The sequence below is a fragment of the Sphingobacterium ginsenosidimutans genome, assembly GCF_039536865.1.
GTDB lineage: Bacteria > Bacteroidota > Bacteroidia > Sphingobacteriales > Sphingobacteriaceae > Sphingobacterium > Sphingobacterium detergens.
This window is the reverse complement of sequence record NZ_BAAAZK010000005.1, coordinates 76873-93286: the sequence shown is the minus strand read 5'-3', so window position 1 is coordinate 93286 and position 16414 is coordinate 76873. Positions and strand designations below refer to the sequence as shown.

At 41.1% G+C, this 16414-nt stretch carries 10 protein-coding genes; 5 read left to right on the top strand and 5 right to left on the bottom strand.

Annotated elements, in window-relative coordinates:
• Positions 1 to 31: 31 nt before the first annotated feature.
• Positions 32 to 1126: a DKNYY domain-containing protein gene (locus ABFX33_RS09415; RefSeq protein WP_346085703.1), complete on the top strand. Its 1095-nt coding sequence runs from the start codon at positions 32 to 34 to the stop codon at positions 1124 to 1126.
• Between the two features lie 37 nt (positions 1127 to 1163).
• On the opposite strand, the gene ABFX33_RS09410 is transcribed toward ABFX33_RS09415, so the two are convergent.
• Positions 1164 to 1286, bottom strand: a complete 123-nt coding sequence (locus tag ABFX33_RS09410) for a DeoR family transcriptional regulator (protein WP_346085702.1) — start codon at positions 1284 to 1286, stop codon at positions 1164 to 1166.
• A gap of 333 nt (positions 1287 to 1619) precedes the next feature.
• On the opposite strand from ABFX33_RS09410, the gene ABFX33_RS09405 reads away from it, so the two are divergent.
• The gene (locus ABFX33_RS09405) at positions 1620 to 3083 is read left to right on the top strand and encodes a hypothetical protein (protein ID WP_346085700.1); all 1464 of its coding nucleotides are present in this window, start codon (positions 1620 to 1622) and stop codon (positions 3081 to 3083) included.
• A gap of 104 nt (positions 3084 to 3187) precedes the next feature.
• On the opposite strand, the gene ABFX33_RS09400 is transcribed toward ABFX33_RS09405, so the two are convergent.
• The 3 genes from ABFX33_RS09400 to ABFX33_RS09390 form a co-directional block, all read right to left on the bottom strand.
• Entirely contained in the window at positions 3188 to 5080 is a 1893-nt protein-coding gene (locus tag ABFX33_RS09400) for an alkaline phosphatase (protein WP_346085698.1), read from the bottom strand.
• Positions 5074 to 6627, bottom strand: coding sequence for a RagB/SusD family nutrient uptake outer membrane protein (locus tag ABFX33_RS09395; RefSeq protein ID WP_346085697.1), 1554 nt, complete (start codon positions 6625 to 6627; stop codon positions 5074 to 5076). The genes ABFX33_RS09400 and ABFX33_RS09395 overlap by 7 nt, the downstream gene beginning before the upstream one ends.
• 84 nt (positions 6628 to 6711) lie before the next feature.
• Positions 6712 to 9798 carry a SusC/RagA family TonB-linked outer membrane protein gene (locus tag ABFX33_RS09390; RefSeq protein WP_346085695.1) on the bottom strand — a complete coding sequence of 1029 codons (3087 nt, stop codon included), beginning with the start codon at positions 9796 to 9798 and terminating at the stop codon, positions 6712 to 6714.
• A 226-nt stretch (positions 9799 to 10024) separates the two neighbouring features.
• Here ABFX33_RS09390 and ABFX33_RS09385 point away from each other — a divergent pair, with 226 nt between their 5' ends.
• The 3 genes from ABFX33_RS09385 to ABFX33_RS09375 all read left to right on the top strand — a co-directional run bounded on the left by ABFX33_RS09385 (position 10025) and on the right by ABFX33_RS09375 (position 14459).
• Entirely contained in the window at positions 10025 to 11818 is a 1794-nt protein-coding gene (locus ABFX33_RS09385; protein ID WP_346085693.1) for an alpha-L-fucosidase, read from the top strand.
• A 359-nt stretch (positions 11819 to 12177) separates the two neighbouring features.
• Positions 12178 to 14052, top strand: coding sequence for a PAS domain S-box protein (locus tag ABFX33_RS09380; protein ID WP_346085691.1), 1875 nt, complete (start codon positions 12178 to 12180; stop codon positions 14050 to 14052).
• On the top strand, positions 14052 to 14459 hold the full coding sequence (locus ABFX33_RS09375) for a response regulator (RefSeq protein WP_346085689.1): 408 nt from the start codon (positions 14052 to 14054) through the stop codon (positions 14457 to 14459). Before ABFX33_RS09380 ends, ABFX33_RS09375 begins: the two co-directional genes overlap by 1 nt.
• A 174-nt stretch (positions 14460 to 14633) precedes the next feature.
• Here the strand turns inward: ABFX33_RS09375 and ABFX33_RS09370 are convergent, their stop codons facing one another.
• Complete coding sequence (locus ABFX33_RS09370; protein ID WP_346085688.1) at positions 14634 to 16409, bottom strand: aminopeptidase P family protein; 1776 nt, start codon at positions 16407 to 16409, stop codon at positions 14634 to 14636.
• Positions 16410 to 16414: the final 5 nt, after the last annotated feature.

Below are 16414 nucleotides of genomic sequence, written 5' to 3'. Positions count from 1 at the left end.
TCAGAACCTAGTAGATCATTCAAAGGTAATTATGAAGCATATTTTTAAAATGGGAATTATCAGCACATGTATAGGTTTGTTCTTTTCCTGCAAAGAGCAGGTCAGTCCTTTGTCTGAAGACTACTATAAAAAAAGTGGAGCGATCTATTTTATCCCCGGAGGCAATGGTTTTGAACGTGGTTCAAGAAAGACGGATGCAGATGTAAATAGCTTTTCTGTGATCAGAGGAATCTATGCACGTGATAAAGACAATATCTATGTAATGGGCTGTCCACAACAATTCGTAGACACAAAAACTTTTCGATTGAAAGGAAATATTCCCGTTGATCAATCTCATGTATTCGTTTTCGATGGTTCGACGACTTCAACTACACGAAAATGTAGCGAGCAACAACTCATTGCTATTACGGATGCTGATCCCGAAACGTATATTACCTTGTACGATACGATCGCATCCCTAGCGAAAGATAAATCACATTATTTCTACAATTTCCAACAATTAGCGGTTGACTATGCTTCATTTAAAATTTTGAACGAAAATTTTGTAAAAGACAAAAATAGACTCTATGTGGTCACACAGAAAAGTATCAATCCGCTCAATTACACAACGGATAAGATTGATGTGCTCAACGACGAATACATCATTTTGGATGGAAAAAAATTACTTTATTACCAACCCTATAAGGGTATGGGTGTGCTCGAAACGGATTTACCTTCGACCAATAACATCAAATTACTTGATAGAAAAACGGTAATCATTGATCAACTGGTTCTCATTGAAGGAAAGAAATTTGAATTCATGGATGTCGATGCCGCCAGTTTTAAACTATTGGAAGGCATTGGTGGAAACTCTTTTTGGTCCGGTGACAAGAATCATATTTATTATAACCAACAGCTATTTGCGGAAGCGGACCCAAAAACTTTTGAAGTCCTTGAACGCGCTGTCGCCAAAGACGCCAGACATATTTTCGTCGGCAATAAAATCTTTGAAGGGCCCGATGTCAGAAGCTTCAGACCTGTAGATAAAGCAAAAGTAAACCACGATTTTGAAGATGATCTGGGCAACAAGTACTGGTACCGACCCAAAGAGGGAGGGGCAGAACTTATTCCGGTAGAGAAGAAATAAGGGTATCGCTTGAATCTATTATTTTAAAACCGGTCGTTTAACGAAGTACAAGTTCATAACGTACGGATCTTCCAAGCCCAATTTGTTCAACTATACCTTGCTCTTGCAGGTATTGCAGATCCCTTGTTGCAGTAGCTTTTGAGGTCTTCGCAATGGACATATACTTTTTTGCGGTCGTGCATTTGAGTCGTTCCTAAACTCTAATCGGCTCAAATATGAGCAAATTTTGAGCCGATTAACCAATTTAATCGGCTCATCAAAAAAATAATGCAGGGGCAAACGGGCTTAATATGGCTGTCCAGCAACCAATCAAGTCGCTTCATAATCACTGAATTCGGCTATTTTTCAAAAGGCAATTTTCGACTACTTTAGCCTCAGGATCCCTGTATTTAACATGAATCCTGTCATAAAGCGTTGCATTGGCATAATGAGTATATACGAAACTTTTCGTTGCTCTTTTAGCAGCAAACGCTTTCAATTAAAAAGAAAAAAGATGATCAAATCAATATTAGTAGGTTTAATAACCATTCTTTGTATGACAGCCTGTGCACAAGAGTCCACCATAAATTCATCGTTAAAATCTATCCATTGGATTCCGATGCAGACCCCGGACAAACAATTCGTCTATGTGGACAGTTCGCTCCGGAAGCAGCTGACACAAAAATTCTATGGAGCCGAACCTTTTACCCACACTGGCTACGCTATCGTCTCAAACGAGAAGAACCAGCAGGCTTTAATTAATTCAAAGGGCGAGTTTATCGAAAATTATTCTGATACAGACCTTGGGTTACAACCACTAGGTCAGGTCACGCTGCTCATGAAACGTCTGGAGCATGAGAAAAAACTGCCCTTCTGGAATTGGAACTGGAATATCATGGGTGGTGGCGTAAAGAAAACAGCGACCTATGTTAAGGTAGAAATCCGTGTGCTTGAAACCGACCAGATCCTGTTGGACAAAGATGTTCCCTACGACGAAAACGAATACAGTTCGGCGGCATACGATCTGGATGATAAACATTTCGTCCTAAATGGAGCCCTTTATGAACTAAAAAACCAGCATCTAAAAAAGCTTAGTCCAAAAATTGATATGATTTTGGAAAATGGCCGATATATTCCTCCTGCTGAAAATCGTTTTGAGATCTACGATATTCAACATAAGCGGCCTATTTTTTCCAATCTGGTTGGTGTAGATAAAATAGACTTGCTTTGGAATGGCCAGCTCTTACAGCTGGATTCCATCAATCAGGATCGCTACAAACCAACAGTGCCCAAATTGTTAAAAGACTACAACACAGGTGCCATCTATGTTTTCCCGCAATATGAGAAAGCGTTGCCAAAACAGATCAAACAGGCTACTGCAGCCCAGTTGGCTTTCCTGAAAGATGTTTCTCTCGTATATTCTGTCAATAATTCACCTTACTTTATTTTGGGAAGATTTAATTATGACCACGAGGTATGGGCTTATGACTGGCTCTATCTTGACAATGATGGCAACTTATTGGATGATATCAACGTTAAGGATTTCTTTATTTTGGATCAGGTAGGTTATCTGGTCTGGCCGGATAAGCATATGTTGTTTACAAAGAACACCCTTGAAAAAGATTGGAAAACGGGAAAAATAAAATACGTCTATCAAACCGAAGCATTATACCTCATTAACGTCAAAAAAGGAGAGCAGGATCCCACCATGGGCCTCTGGAATGCCGAGACTAAAACATGGGATCTACCGCCAAATTTTCAGTATATTGATATCTTGGATGGTAAACAACAGATCTTTGCCTTGCAGACGCAAAAAGACGGCCCTTTTACCTTGTTCAATAATAAAACAAAAAAGCAGATCGGGACCAAAAGCTATGACACGATCAACCCAAGTGGGCTGGTACGGGTAAAAGGCGCGGAAAATAAAGATAATTACTATTACATAGACATCTATACCGGAAAAGAGTACAAGGAGTAATCTCAGGTGGAGGAGCAGAACCGGGCTATTACTTAAGGGATAAAAATGCCCCGTTGTGATATGATGCACGAACGGGGCGAAAAGTGTAAAGGAAATTAAAATTTCTACCTCGCAGCTTCCAGTAGTTTATGGAAAATAGCTGTATTATCGTATACCCCCCGGAATAAAAACGAGCGGGCTCCGTAAGCAAATACGGGAACGAAAGCATTCGTATGATCGTTGCTGCTAAAATTAACCATCACACGTCCTGATTTACGGTCAGAATCGAGCAATGTAAGTCCGCCAGTTTCATGATCTGCAGTTACAACAACAAGCATCTCTGGATCCTGATCAGCCAACTTTAAGGCTTCTTCGATCGTTTTGTCAAAATCCAATGTTTCCATGACCGAATATTTGAGGTCATTCGCATGACCGGCATAGTCAATCTGCGCAGACTCTGCCATCAGAAAGAATGGTTTGTTGTCGCGGGACAGAAACTTTATACCATCCAGCATAGACTGTTTTAAAATTGCCGGCCGACCATCTTTTACGGGCTTTACAAGTTCGTCCGACAGGAACACAATCTGCTTACCACCGGATTGATTGATCTGATCTTTAACAATCGAAACACCGGTATATCCTTTCCAGTCATTTTTCTTCTCCAGCCATCCAGGCTTTCCGCCCAGGATAAAATCCATGGTGGAATGCTGGAATTGCCCCAGAATGGATTCACTCTCATTCCGTTCCCGTTGATGGGCATAGAAGACTGCGGGAGTAGCGTCGGTCACATCACCGATACTGATCACGCCGGTTTTCCAGCCCTGATCAGCAAGTACCGCTGCAACACTAGGTAAGGGTTTTCCAGTGGTATCGACCGCAATAGCACGATTATTTACTTTCTGCCCTACCGCAATGGCGGAACCTCCGGCAGCGGAGTCCGTATTATCCGAGTTCAAAGCCTCAGTCTGTGACAGTCCAACTGTTTTGATCTGTGTCATATTGAGCGCCCCACCATTGGCCAATGTCGCTGCTTTTACAGCGGCCAGCCCCATTCCATCTCCGATCAAAAGCAGAATCCGCTTCACCTTACGGTCCTGACCGTCATATTGAAAACTCGGTGTATAGATCGCCTGTGGTTTTGCCGACTGGAAAGATGACCGTTCACGCTGATCAAGAAATAACTCTAAGGTCTTGGGATGATCGGTATTGATCCAGTACACGCCGAGATTGATAAGCTGTTGCCAGGCATTGGGACTGTCGTGTGTTCCGTAAAAACGAAAACGGAGTCCCAGTGAATCAGCTTTGGCAACCGCCTTTTTGATGGCTGGAATATTTTCGGGTAATCCCTTACCGTTCCAATCCGTATAATCCTTTAGATCCGCACTGATCAATCCGGTCTGTACTAGGCTCGCTGCATCATAGCTCCAATTGACTTCGCCATCAAAAAACAACCATTTGGGATAATCCTTAAATCCATCTGGTTTAGGTCTCCCGCCTGTCACGATTACTTTAACAGCATTGGTATTTTTAAGCGGATTGAACAGATCACCATATTGCTCAAGCGCCTTGACAAGAACGGGCAATACCTGTTTATAGTTTTCTTTGACGTCGATAAGCAACTGTAGTTTTTTTGCTTTGTCAGCAAAGGCTGTTCCGCCATTTTTGCTGTATAGCTTAGCGACAGGATCCAGATAAAGCGCATTGAGCGTATTCTCCGTTTTGATTTCCTTTGCGTCGTGCGCAACCATCAATTTACCATTGCGCAGGAAAATATCTGCTTCAATGGATTGCATACCCGCGTAATAGGCTGTGTAGAAAGGCTGACTCTGCCAGTAATCATTATGACTATGTCCAGCATAGTTGATCGCCCCTACCTGTCCTTTTTCACGGTTGAACATCAGCTGCTCAAATTTCTCATTGAGTGTTTGTGCGGAAGACCAGATAGGTCCTCCGCACAAGCCAGCGATTATCAATAAGCCGCCCAATTTATTTCGGGAGACTTTTGGAACTTTTACCATCCTTGATTCTGTTTAATCAAACCTGCACTATTATCCACTTCCTGTTGAGGTACTGCCCAAACATGGTGAATTTTTGGGTCGAACTTACGACCGGCGAACTCTATTGGCATGCCTGAACCATTCTTCATCGCATAGGTATGAAGCGGCTTGGCATACGTTGCCTCGGCATCACCCCACCGTACTAAGTCACGATGACGGTCTGAAAATTCGCCCGCCAACTCATTACGACGTTCGCGTTTCAGATCAGCCAATGTCATACCTGTTTTTTCGATAAGGTTGGCGCGTTTACGGATCATATTCAATTCTTTATCTCCTGCACCAGCACCATTCAGCATAATCTGAGATTCGGCTTTAATTAACAGGATCTCTGCAAAACGGATCAAAGGTACATTTAGATCCGTAGCCATGTGATTTCCATTTGGACTCACATGAGTACCGATCGGAGACGGATGCGAGAAAGGCTCCATATATTTGTTGAACTGCATATCACAAGTCGCCGAACCTGCCGGTGCAAATATCCGCTCGCTACCAAAGAACATAAACTTATCCCCCGGCTTCAAGATCGTTGCTTCCCTACGGACATCACCTGCTTCATAAGAATCATAAAGTTCTTTGGTTGGCATATAGTAGCCCCAGCCATTGTATAATCCCCATGCTCCATTGGTCAACATCACACCCGGCAAAATAGATCCCCAGCCATCGGTACCAGCAGGAGTACTTGTAACAGACCAGATGTACTCTGGCCCCCAGTTATTCGCAGCTTTAAAGACATCCGTAAAAGATTTTTCTAAGCCACGTTTGCCCTGATTGATCACCATATCGGCATAGAGGGTAGCGTTTTTATAATCTTTCTTATACAGGTACATTTTGGAAAGAACTGCCCATGCGGCTACTTTATGTGCACGACCATAATCGGCCACATCTAGCTCATCAAAAAAGGGCAATTGATCAGCGGCTGACTTGAGCAACTTTTCAATATGAAGATAATTTTCTTCGACATTAGCCGCTCTTGGTGTTGCCTTTTCGTTGTCCATATTTTCAACGGTAACAATAGGGACCCCAGCGCGTTCGTCCGCATAATTCGCCGCCAATTGGAAATACATATAACCTGCATTAAAATTTGCTTCGCCCAAAATGCGGTTCTTTAGCTTCTCATCCATAGCGATGGAAGGGACATAACGTAGGATTTCATTGGCCTGTTTGATAATCGCATAGCGCATTTGCCATTGTGATTCGGTATAGCCACCACCGATATAATTGCGATTAAAGGTGCGAATATTTTCAGCTTGCGCATTATTTCTTCCAGTGACCATATCATCACTTGCGTTTAGAAACCAGGCAAATCCACGACCATAGAAATCTTCATCATCATAAAGATTGTAGAGTCCATTAGCCCCTTTTACGGCATCTTCTTTGGTTTTCCAATAGCTAGCCTTAGATGGTGCTCCTTCCGGCAGGATATCTAATTTATTCGTACAAGATTGAAAAGACACCCCCATGCCTCCTAAAAGCATGGCAAAACATATATTTCGAGTTATTTTTTTCATTGGAGTATTTTTTTACAGGATAATCAAGTTGAACCATTCGATTATAAAAACCCAAACAGTTCCCTATTTTATCCAAGTTTGAGATTAAAAAGTAACAGCCGCTCCAAACAAGAATGTACGTGATTGTGGATAACGACCCGCATCCACACCATAATTGTTCATTCCTACCTCAGGATCCATTCCCGTATATTTCGTCACAGTAAACAGGTTGGTTGCCGAAGCAAAGAATCGCAGCTTCTGTATTTTATACCTTTGTGTTAATTCCCGCGGTAGCGTATAACCAACGATCAGATTTTTTAAACGTAGATACGAACCATTTTCAATGTAGAAGTCTGACACGTTAGAGAAATTACCATTTAGATCTTTTACAGAAACACGTGGTATATCCGAATTCGGATTGGACTCTGAATATGCATTTTTTATTTCCTCAAACATATTATAAGGCTGTCCTGATGCTGCATTTAAACCTGTATATTTCAATGCATTGAACAGCTTATTACCTTGCACACCCTGAAAAAAGATATTGACGTCAAAGTTCTTATAGCTACCATTGAAAGTCACACCATAGTTAAAGTCAGGGTAAGCACTTCCTAAAAATACACGGTCCTTTGCGTCTATAATACCATCGCCATTCTGATCCACAAACTTCATATCCCCTGCCTGCGCATTTGGTTGTATTTTCGTTCCGGCACTGTTTTTATATTGCTCAGCTTCTTGATTAGATCTAAAAAGACCTGCGGTCTCCAAACCATAATATGAATAGAGTGCTTGTCCAGGTTCTGTTCGTAAAGGTTTTAGTATTCCGCGATAATCGACTTGAGAAGGAATACTTGGATACTGATCAATCAAAGATTCCACATTGTTCGTGATCTTGTTGATGGATGCTCTGACATCATATTGGAATGCCGCATCGGCTTTACTACTGTAGTTCAAGGCGATCTCTAATCCCTTATCTCTTACAAGACCACCATTTACATATTTATTTTTCACACCTGTCGTACCTGGAAGTGTGATTTGCATAATCATATTGCTTGTATTCTTAACAAAATAATCCGCATTTAAGGTTAGGCGATTGTTCAAAATACCCAGATCCAAACCAATATTGGTTTGTTTGGATTCCGCCCAGGTTAAATTCGGATTACCCATTGCCTCTTGAATATATCCAGGTAATAGAGCTGGTGTTTTTCCAAACCAAGCGTCCACACGTTTTAGTAAAGGACTAACTGCTGTAGAAGGTAATGTGGCCAAATCACCCAAAATACCATAGCTTGCCCTCAATTTTAGGGTATTAATTACTTCGGAATCCGAGAGAAATGCTTCCCGATGGATCGCCCAGGCTCCAGAAACCGACCCATAGTTTTGGAACTGATTCTCTTTAGCGACCAAGGAAGTACCATCCCGACGGCCAATCAACGTCAACATATAACGGTTGTCATAATTGTAATTTGCACGCAATAAGTAAGACAACAAGGCCGTTTTTCCCAAACCATCATCAACAGGCTGGATACGACCTGCATTGACCAAGTACCGGTAGTTTTTAGCTTCATCATCAAAGTTTTCACCAATGACATATTGATAATTCATTTTGGTCTGTTGATACATAAATCCGGCCAAGCCCTCAAGATGATGTTTGCCAAAATCCTTCTCATAAGTCAATGTTTGCTCCGCCAAGATATCTGTTGACCGCTCGGTTCTTATGGTAAGGGAATTGGACATATTAGGTTTTCCAATTTCTGGAATACGTGCTGTAAATTCTTTGAAATCGGTGAATTGCTTGGTGTAGGCAAAATTTGATCTAAATTTCAACCCCGGAAGCAATTTGAGTTCTACATATGGATTGATCAACAAGTTATGTACAGGATTATCCACGTCCAATCGACTTAAATAGGCCACCGGATTAATCACATCTCCATAAGATCCCGGACCATACTTTTCTGGAAGTCCTGAAAATTTGCCTGCGTCATCATAAACAGATACATTCCGTGGGTAATGAATTGCGGACAAAACAGCCCCTGTATAACCCGAGCTTGTATTTGCCCCCTGTCCGTTTGTAAAGGAATAGGAAATATTTTCGCCCAATTTTAACCATGGTGTCAACTGCGTTTGCGAATTTATACGGAAATTGTAGCGTTTTCCATACGTATTAATCAATATACCTTCAGCATTACGGTAGTTGAAACCTGTGTAAAAAGAAGACTTTTCATTGCCTGCACTTGCAGATAGATTATAATCCTGTGTGCGCGCTGTACGGAAAATCTCGTCTACCCAATCGGTACGTGTAATCTGCCCATCGGGATATTTTGCTGCATCAAAAGCGGGGTCGCGTGCTACACCCGCATTATCTGCCGCCAAATTGGAAATCATGGCGCGGTCTGCCGCATTCAACGATTGCAGGAGGTTATGTGCTTTTTGCAATCCATATTTCGCCTCAAAATCAATTTTTAATTCCCCTGCTTTTCCACTCTTTGTTGTCACTAAGATAATACCACCAGAAGCACGGGCTCCATAGACAGCCGCGGATGCATCTTTCAAAACACTGATATCCTGAATATCATTTGGATTCAGATCTGGTACCCCATTAAAAATTACCCCATCAATGACATAAACAGGTTGCTGACCATTCAAACCGCCCATTCCACGGATATTGATACTTGGTTTAGATGTTGGATCTCCGCCTTCAGCTGTTACTGTAACCCCAGGAGTCCTTCCCTGCAATACTTCCCCTATCCCCGCCATTGAACGGCTATTTGTACCTTTCAAATCTGTTGTAGCAACAGCACCAGAGACAGTACTCTTTCGTTGCGTACCATAACCAACCACCACTACTTCCTCCAGTTGACTGGAATCTTCTGTCAGGGTAACTGACAGGCTATTACCTGTCACCTGTTGATCCAGTGACTTGTATCCGACGGAACTAAAGCGAAGGGTTTCGCCTTGTTTGGCGGACAATTGAAATTGTCCCCTAACATCCGTTACTGTTGTTTTTCCTGTTTGAACGTTTTTAACTGTTACTCCTGCAACAGGCACGCCATTGTTCGCGACAACTGTCCCTTTAATTTGGTCCTGAAAGACACTGCTTCCGATGATGGAAGAAAAAGGCTTTTTTACGGGGAATGCTTGTCCCTGATAGGCAATCCCAAGCGCCAGTGGTAGAATTAGAAATTTATTCATATGATTGATAATGTGTGGCGAAAGTAGAAATTACGGGTTATTAAAATTTTAATATCATGTTAACAAAATGTGAACCCGCCTCCAGTTTATTTAATCGGTATATTTTTTTTGGTTTTCATAAAAATATAATTTTTTTTTATGTCTTCAAATGTATACACATAATAAAAATTCGATTTAGCAAGTCTTTTTTTTTACTTATCTTGTAATCCAAACAACAACAACCTTTATGATACCACAACTCAAAAGAATCGCGATCTTATGTTTGTTACTGATCAGCGCTTCCATACGACTTTTTGCTCAGGACAATGGAAAGGCGGACTGGTTTAAAGATGCTCGTTTTGGCATGTTTATCCACTGGGGCTTATATAGCGCTGCTGAAGGTATGTGGAAAGGTGAACCTTTACGGTATATGAATAATTATGCGGAATGGTTACGCTACCGCAACCGTGTATCAAAAGAAGAATATGGCAGCTTGGCCAAACGCTTTGACTGGAACAAGATAGATCCGGAAAAATGGGTACTCCTCGCAAAGGAGGCCGGAATGAAATATATGATCATCACGACCAAACATCATGATGGTGTGGCGCTTTGGGATACCAAAGTGGGAACGTACAGTTTACCTAAACTGAGTGGCTCCAACCGCGATGTGATCAAAGAAATCGCAGCTGCCTGTAAAAAGCATGGTATGAAACTTGGCTTCTACTACTCACACTGGATCGATTGGGAACATCCCTATGGCTGGAATCATCAGCAAGAATTATCCGGACACGTAACCGATGCCCAATACAATCAGTATTGGCAAGAGAAGGTAATACCACAGCTCCGTGAACTTATGAGTAACTACGGCGATATTTCGCTGATATGGTTCGATATGTGGATCCCTTATCAAAAATCAATCATCAAAAAAGAGCAGTTACTTCAGGTCGTAAAATTAATCCGCGAGCTGCAACCGAACTGTCTGATCAATTCACGTCTAGGTCTTCCGACAGATGCAGAAAATGTAGATTTCGAAACCCTTGGTGACAATCAATTTGGCAGCAACTATATTGCCCACCCTTGGGAGACACCGGGTACCATTGCCCACTCTTGGGGATATAATGGTCAGGAAAACGAGTGGAAATCAACAAGCCAAATCTTCCAATCATTGATTTCAAATGTCAGCCTCAATGGTGGATTCACCCTAAATATTGGCCCCCGAGCCGATGGAACCGTTCCTTACGAAAGTGTAAGCCGTTTACATGATGTAGGCTCCTGGTTAAATACCTATGGCAAAAGCATCTATGGTGCCACTGGTCTTTCTTTAAAAAACAATCATTTTGACTGGGGCTACCTGACCACAAAAACCGAACAAAATAAAACGGTGGTCTATGCGCATGTATTTAACTGGCCATTGGATCACAAACTTCGTATTACAGGTATCAAATCCAAACCGTCCAATATTGCAATGATGAAAGGTAACAGTTCGACGACTTTGAACTATGAGCAGAAACTGAGCTCAATCCACATTGACCTACCTGTGGATCAACCGGATCATTATGTTTCGGAAGTAAAATTAACTTTCGATGGTCCCCTGGAACTGGACAAAAATACCGTCCCTGAATCCACTTTTGGTGGTTTTTCCCTAAAATCAACCAATAGCCTCAACAATGACCTGAAAATCATACGTTATGACGGCAAAAATCCGACCCATGCTTTCCTCACAGGAAATACGAAGATCGACTGGGAAGTAACGGTTACAGAGGCCGGATCATATACGATAGATTTCTCTGCGCACAATCCCAATAAAGAAAATATTCCCTTCGAAATTAGCGTTGCTAGCCAACAACTGAGCGGAACTTTTGAACCTACAAATAAAATGGTTGTCGAACCAAATGAAAATAACTACACCGAAGAATTTGTAGAAAAGCGTATCGGAACATTAAAATTTGATAAACCGGGTAAATATATCTTGACCTACAAAAGTCAACAACAGCTTCCACTCTGGTTTAATTGGTTATGGCTGGAAAAAACAAAAAATTGAACTGTTTAGATCAATAACTAAAAAAAGGGCTTATGATGTTTTGTCTTCATAAGCCCTTTTTTATAATTGAAAACTGTGTTATATTTTTTCAAAGAAACCTTCCCCAACAGTTTAAATCCATATTTCCAAATCGTTTTTGAATGGATTAATTTTACAAAGGATTTATTTAAAACCTTCCAAAACCATTTGCTCTTTTCGGTGTTACACATAATAACCTACTCAGCAACCCGTTATGTAAAAATTACCTATTTTAATATTTTTTTATTATTTTGTGGTAAAAGTTACCAATTTTGTAAATCGAGACCAGACAAGTCTCATATCTTATAAATGAGTAAATTAATCCTAAACATTGTTGGATAATGCATCTGCAACGGGACTCTTTATCTACACCTTCCGCTCAAACGCAACGTTCGGGGTTAGAAGGATTGATTACAACTTCGGAAGATGGAACCATTTTACATCTCAACGCACGCGCATGCGAGCTTTTGGCCTTGGACGAGAATGGAGCTAAAGGCAAGAAATTACATGAATTAATCACATTCTATTCATCTGACGACGCATCCGCTCTCAGCCCCGAACGCCCGCCCTTCCAAATTGCTTTTAACACCAATCAAATCCATCAGGAAACAATCTTGGGAATCGCAATTGAAGGCTCCTTTAGGTGGTTTGTATTTCAAATCACGCCATTCACCGAAGAAAATAAGCCCCATCTACTACTATCTTTCATCGATGTCTCCAAACTTGTCAATCAGAATCAGGCATTAAAAGATAAACAACATGAACTTCAATTACTGGTTGCCTCACTCAATGATCTCGTTTTTGAAGTCTCCGACATGGGGGTATTTAAAAATTATTGGACAAACGATCCGAGTTTGCTATTCTATCCACCGGAGGAATTTCTGAATAAAAGCCTGATCGAACTTTTCCCGGCAGATCTAGCCATACCGACAATTCAGCTGATCCAAAATTCATTAAAGCTTGACCGTGAGTTTAAAATGGAGTTTCAGTCTCCTTCGGAAAAACATAAAGACAGGTGGTATAGTTTGCAGATAAAACCCATTCACCGAACACAAAACCGAGTTGCCTTGGTTATTTCAGATATAACCAAACAGGTAGAATCAACAGAAAAAATAAGATTTAACGAGCATAAATTCAATCAGGCATTCCATTTCTCAGGTTTGGGTATTGCATTGACAAACCTCGATGGCTCTTGTATTGAGTCAAACAATACATTGACAAAAATCGTGGGCTATACACAGGAGGAAATGTCGAAAATGAAATTCACCCAAAAAACACACCCAGATGACATAGAACGCGATACTGAGCTTCGTAAAAAGCTTATTCAGGGTGAAATTGATAGCTTTACCGTACAAAAACGTTTTCGACATAAACTAGGCCATTTTGTATGGTGCTCTGTCACCATGGCGGCTGTCTTCGACAGCACCAATACGCCATTGTTTCTGATCAGCCAGATCCAGGATATTTCCGAATCCAAAAAAAATATCGAGATATTAAAGCAACAGAAAATAGAATCCGATCTAGTTAAAATTGATCTCGAGACCAAAGTCAGGCAGCTGGAAGAGTTTGCCAATATCTTGGCACATAACCTAAAGGGCCCCTTGAGCAATATGCCAATGCTCATCGATGAACTCAAAATTTCGAAAGATGAAAAGGTGAAGGCTGATTTTTTAGATCTTTTAAAAATTAGTAGTGAGCAACTCACCGAAACCTTACACGACTTAGGCGATATCCTTGAATTACGTTCAAATAAATCGCTCGTATTCGAGAACTGCAATTTCCTCGATGTATATCTGAAAGTAAAACAACAGTATATTCAGGAAATACAATTGAAAAATGCGATGATTTCAGTAGAATTCAATGTAAAACATATTCATTACCCCAAAATCTATCTGGAGAGCATTCTGAGTAATCTCATCAGCAACTCCCTTCGGTTTACAGCGCCAGGCAAAGCACCACATATTGAAATCAGCACTTCCATGGTAGAGGACGGCACATTGCTAACTGTAAAGGACAATGGACTAGGCATCAATCTACCTAAATATAAATCGCAGCTTTTCATGTTCAAGAAAGTTTTCCATCGTGGTTTTGAGAGTAAGGGTATTGGATTATTTCTCACACGCTATCAGGTGGAGTCACTGGGGGGCAAAATAGATGTACAAAGTGAACCGAACGAAGGCAGTGTCTTTTCAGTCAAATTTTTAGAAAGAACGTAATGAATCAGGAAAATAAAAGAAAAATCATCCTCATAGACGACAATGCGATATTACGCACTATTTTCGGCTATATGCTTCAGGGATTTTCAGACTACCCCATTGAATTTCACCCTTTTAAGAATGCATTGGATGCATTGGATTTTTTAGACACACATGATATCAGTGCATCTTTGGGGCAACCCATATTATTTGTTGATATCAATATGCCTTTTATGACGGGTTGGGAATTGATGGACGTTTTAGAAGATAAGCCCGATTTCATTAATCAAACCAAGATTTTTATCATCAGCTCTTCTACAAGTAAAAGTGATCAGGAACAACTGGCAAACTATCCTTTTATAAGTGATTTTATCTTGAAGCCTTTTGGTAAGGAGTTGTTATATGAAATTCTGAGACAGGGCAATTAAAAGATTCTCATACTCAACAGATGCTTTGCCTTCAGAGGTCTGTTAGGAACATTATTACTTACCCAAATATGCTATTAAACCCTTAATATGAGCAACTCATCTTAGTTGAATAAAAAATAGGAACCAGCAAGATACAGGTTCCTATTTTTATTTAAATTATTAGATTTTAAATTGTTATATCGCCTTGCATTTGTCGGCAAGCCAATTCTTTTCTTCACTTGAAAGATGCGTTGATAACTGATCAAATACCCATTGATTATAATTATTCAACCATGAAAGATGTCTTTTTTCCAATAGGGATTTCTCAATCAAGTCTGTCGCAATATAACATATTGTCAATGTCTCAAAATCCAAGAAGTCGCCGAATTCCGAGGAACCCGCTTTACGAGTCAACACCAAATTCTCGATACGGATACCATGCTTACCAACACGGTATAGACCAGGTTCAATGGAGGTAATCATGCCCGGTTCAACAGCAACATCTATCGCAGCAGCATTAAATGTCTGTGGTCCTTCATGTACATTTAAGAAAAATCCAACGCCATGGCCTGTACCGTGACCATAATTACGCAAAGTCTCCCACAATGGGCGGCGGGTAATCGCATCGATTTGATACCCACGGGTGCCTACAGGAAAAATTGCCTGCGAGCCCTCTATTGTGCCCTTCAGCACCAAGGTATAGTCCTCTTTTTCCTCCTGGGTAAGTCCGCCGAGCGAAACAACTCGTGTAATATCCGTTGTACCTGTTTTATATTGGCCACCAGAGTCCACTAACAACAAGCCCTTTGGACGTAAGGTATAATTGGATTTCTCATTCGCCGAATAATGTGGCAATGCACCATGGTCCAGGTAGCCTGCGATTGTTGTGAAAGAAACATCAACAAATCCCTCTTGGCTCTCACGAAATCCACGCAATTTATCTGCAATAGAAAGTTCAGACAGCTCTTCGCTGGCAACGTTTTCTTCCAACCATTTAAAAAACCTAGTAAGCGCAACACCGTCTTTTACAAAAGTATGCCTGTTATTTTCAACTTCTACTTTATTCTTAATTGCTTTTAAAGTCGTAGAAGGATTTATTTTTTCGACTATTTTAACGCTTTCTGGAACGCTATCAAACATCGCAAAGCAGGTGCGTTTTGGGTCAATTAAGATAGCCTTTGCCTGCAATGTCTGGATCGTCTGATAGATATTGTCGTACGCAGCGATTTCAACACCATAGCTTCCTAACTCAGCAACGGTTTCGGCGCTCAATTTCGACGGTTCGATGTAAAGTGTCGCGGTATCAGGAGTGATCAATACGAATCCCAAAACAACTGGGTTGCAAGGTACATCCTGACCACGGATATTAAGTAACCAAGCAAGATCATCCAACGAAGATATTAAATGTGCATCGGTCCGATTTTTCTTCATTTCAGCCCGTACAGCTTCAATCTTCGCCACGGTAGATTGTCCTGTTGTACTTTCAGGCAACAAGTAGGCCTGCGCTTTTGGCAACTCTGGTCTACCCGCCCATAAATCAGCTAGTAAATCAACATGACCATCCACCTGAATATCCAAGGGTTCCAAGACTCCTTTGACAGATTGAGCCACCAAGAGTGACGCCAGATTTCCGTCAAAAGCAACTTTCGCTCCTGCATTCAATTTTTCTCCTAACCAATCCGCATACTCCGCCGCTGCCTGGACTTTCAGTTTAACCAATTCAAAACCGGTTCCTTCCAATTGCTCCACTGCCTGGACAAAATAACGGGAATCTGTCCAAAGACCCGCAAAATCTTGTGTGATTGCCAAAGTACCCGCAGATCCTGTAAACCCTGATGCCCAAGCAATACATTTGTAACGTTCTGGTAAATATTCACTGATATGAGGATCTGATGATGGGATAATATATCCATCGATTCCTTGAATCTTCATAGCCTCACGAATAGCAGCTAATTTTTCGATATGCTTCATGTCGT